Here is a 2,558-nt window from a genome sequence, read left to right as displayed (position 1 = left end):
TCCGGCGCGCCCGGCGTACGCGCCAGCACGAGGTGGACGATGTTCTCGGCCATGTCGTGCTCGCCCCAGGTGATGAAGATCTTCGTGCCGAAGATCTTGAACGTGCCGTCGCCCACCGGCTCAGCACGCGTGCGCACCAGCGCAAGGTCGGAGCCGGCCTGCGGCTCGGTCAGGTTCATCGTGCCGGTCCACTCGCCGGAGATCAGCTTGGGCACGAAGCGTTGCTTTTGTGCTTCGGTGCCGGCCGTCAGCAGCGCCTCGATGGCGCCGTCGGTCAGCAGCGGGCACAGCGCGAACGACAGGTTCGCGGCGTTCAGCATTTCGATGCAGGCCGTGGCGATCAGCTTGGGCAGACCCTGGCCGCCGTATTCGAGCGGGTGCTGCACGCCCTGCCAGCCGCCCTGGCCGAATTGCAGGAAGGCGTCCTTGAAGCCGGCGGTGGCCGTGACGGCACCGTCTTTCCAGCTGCTCGGGTTGCGGTCGCCGTCCACATTGAGCGGGGCAACGACTTCACCGGTGAAGCGCGCGCTTTCTTCCAGCACGGCCTGGGCGGTGTCGGGCGTGGCGTCTTCGAAGCCGGGCAGCTTGGCGACGTTGTCCAGGCCAGCCAGCTCGTTCATCACGAACAGCATGTCCTTGACGGGGGCTTGATACGTCATGTCTCTCTCCAATCCTCGAGAACCTGTCCACGATCCTACTGCGCGGCCCGATCTTGACCCTGTGATGCTCGCCGTACGCATGTACGGCTGCGCTTCTCGGGCCAACCTCGGGCCGCTCGCTACGGATCGTGAACAGGTTCAAACAGCTCTATTCGGGTACAAAAAAACCGCTTCCAAACGGGTCGGAAACGGCTTTGCGTCGGGCGTTGCGGCGCGCGTCAGATGAAGCGCGCCGCGTGGTTCGATCAGCCCAGTGCGGCCACCAGCTCCGGCACGACGGTGTTCAGGTCGCCCACGAGGCCGTAGTCGGCCACGCTGAAGATCGGCGCTTCCGGATCCTTGTTGATCGCGACGATCACCTTGGAATCCTTCATGCCGGCCAGGTGCTGGATCGCGCCCGAGATACCGACGGCGATGTACAGCTGCGGCGCGACGATCTTGCCGGTCTGGCCGACCTGGTAGTCGTTCGGCACGAAGCCGGCGTCGACAGCCGCGCGCGAGGCACCCAGTGCAGCGCCCAGCTTGTCGGCCAGCGGCGTCAGCACCTTGGTGTAGTTCTCGCCCGAGCCCACGCCACGGCCACCCGACACGATGATCTTGGCGGCGGTCAGTTCCGGGCGGTCGCTCTTGGTCACTTCGCGCGAGACGAATTGCGAGATGCCGGCGTCGGCCACGGCGGTCAGGGCTTCGGTCGCGGCCGAGCCACCGGTGGTGGCCGCTGCGTCGAACGCCGTACCACGCACGGTGAGTACCTTCACCTTGTCGGCCGATTGCACGGTGGCAATCGCGTTGCCGGCGTAGATCGGGCGTTCGAAGGTGTCGGGGCCGTCGACCTTGGTGATGTCGGACAGCTGGGCCACGTCCAGCTTGGCGGCCACGCGCGGCAGGATGTTCTTGCCGTAGGCGGTGGCGGGCGCCAGGATGTGGCTGTAGTTGCCGGCAATGGCCAGGGCCTGCTCGGCGACGTTCTCGGCCAGGCCATCGGCAAACTGGGGCGCGTCGGCCACCAGCACCTTGGCCACGCCAGCGATCTGCGCAGCGGCCTGGGCGGCTGCGCCGCAGCCAGCGCCGGCCACCAGCAGGTGGACGTCGCCGCCGCATTGCAGCGCGGCGGTCACGGTGTTCAGCGTCGCGGCCTTGATGGATTGGTTGTCGTGTTCAGCAATAACGAGTGCGGTCATCTTGATCTGCCTATTCGGTGTGCTTGGAAGATGTGTGCGTGCGGATGTCCGCTTACAGCACCTTGGCTTCCGTCTTGAGCTTGGCCACCAGCGTTGCAACGTCCGGCACCATCACGCCTGCGCTGCGCTTGGCAGGCTCAACCACCTTGACCGTCTTCAGACGCGGCGCCACGTCCACGCCCAGGTCTTCCGGCTTGACCGTGTCGAGCTGCTTCTTCTTGGCCTTCATGATGTTCGGCAGCGTCACGTAGCGCGGCTCGTTCAGGCGCAGGTCGGTGGTGACCACGGCCGGCAGCTTGACCGACAGGGTTTCCAGACCGCCATCCACTTCACGCGTGACCGAAGCCTTGCCGTCGGCAACCTGCACCTTCGACGCGAACGTCGCTTGCGGCAGGCCCGCCAGCGCAGCCAGCATCTGGCCGGTCTGGTTGGCATCGTCGTCGATCGCCTGCTTGCCCAGGATGATCAGCTGCGGCTGTTCCTTGTCGACCAGCGCCTTGAGCAGCTTGGCGACGGCCAGCGGCTGCAGCTCTTCGTTGGTCTCGACCAGGATGCCCCGGTCGGCGCCGATGGCCATGGCGGTGCGCAGGGTTTCCTGGCACTGGGCCACGCCGCACGAGACGGCGATCACTTCGGTGGCGACGCCCGCTTCTTTCAGACGGACCGCCTCTTCCACGGCGATCTCGTCGAACGGGTTCATGCTCATCTTGACGTTGGC

The 2,558-nt window shown here is 66.1% G+C and carries 3 protein-coding genes; all 3 read right to left on the bottom strand.

Features of this window, described 5'->3' with window-relative positions:
• On the bottom strand, positions 1–659 hold a 659-nt coding region (locus QZ609_RS26300), incomplete at its 3' end, for an acyl-CoA dehydrogenase family protein (RefSeq protein ID WP_295501393.1).
• 245 nt (positions 660–904) lie between these two features.
• Complete coding sequence (locus QZ609_RS26295) at positions 905–1,840, bottom strand: FAD-binding protein (RefSeq protein WP_295501391.1); 936 nt, start codon at positions 1,838–1,840, stop codon at positions 905–907.
• A gap of 52 nt (positions 1,841–1,892) precedes the next feature.
• Positions 1,893–2,558 (bottom strand): electron transfer flavoprotein subunit beta/FixA family protein (locus QZ609_RS26290; protein WP_295501388.1); only part of this gene is annotated, 666 nt, incomplete at its 5' end.

This window comes from uncultured Ralstonia sp., assembly GCA_913056305.1.
Lineage (GTDB): Bacteria > Pseudomonadota > Gammaproteobacteria > Burkholderiales > Burkholderiaceae > Ralstonia.
The sequence above is the reverse complement of the archived record's forward strand: the minus strand, read 5'-3'. Positions and strand labels throughout refer to the sequence as shown.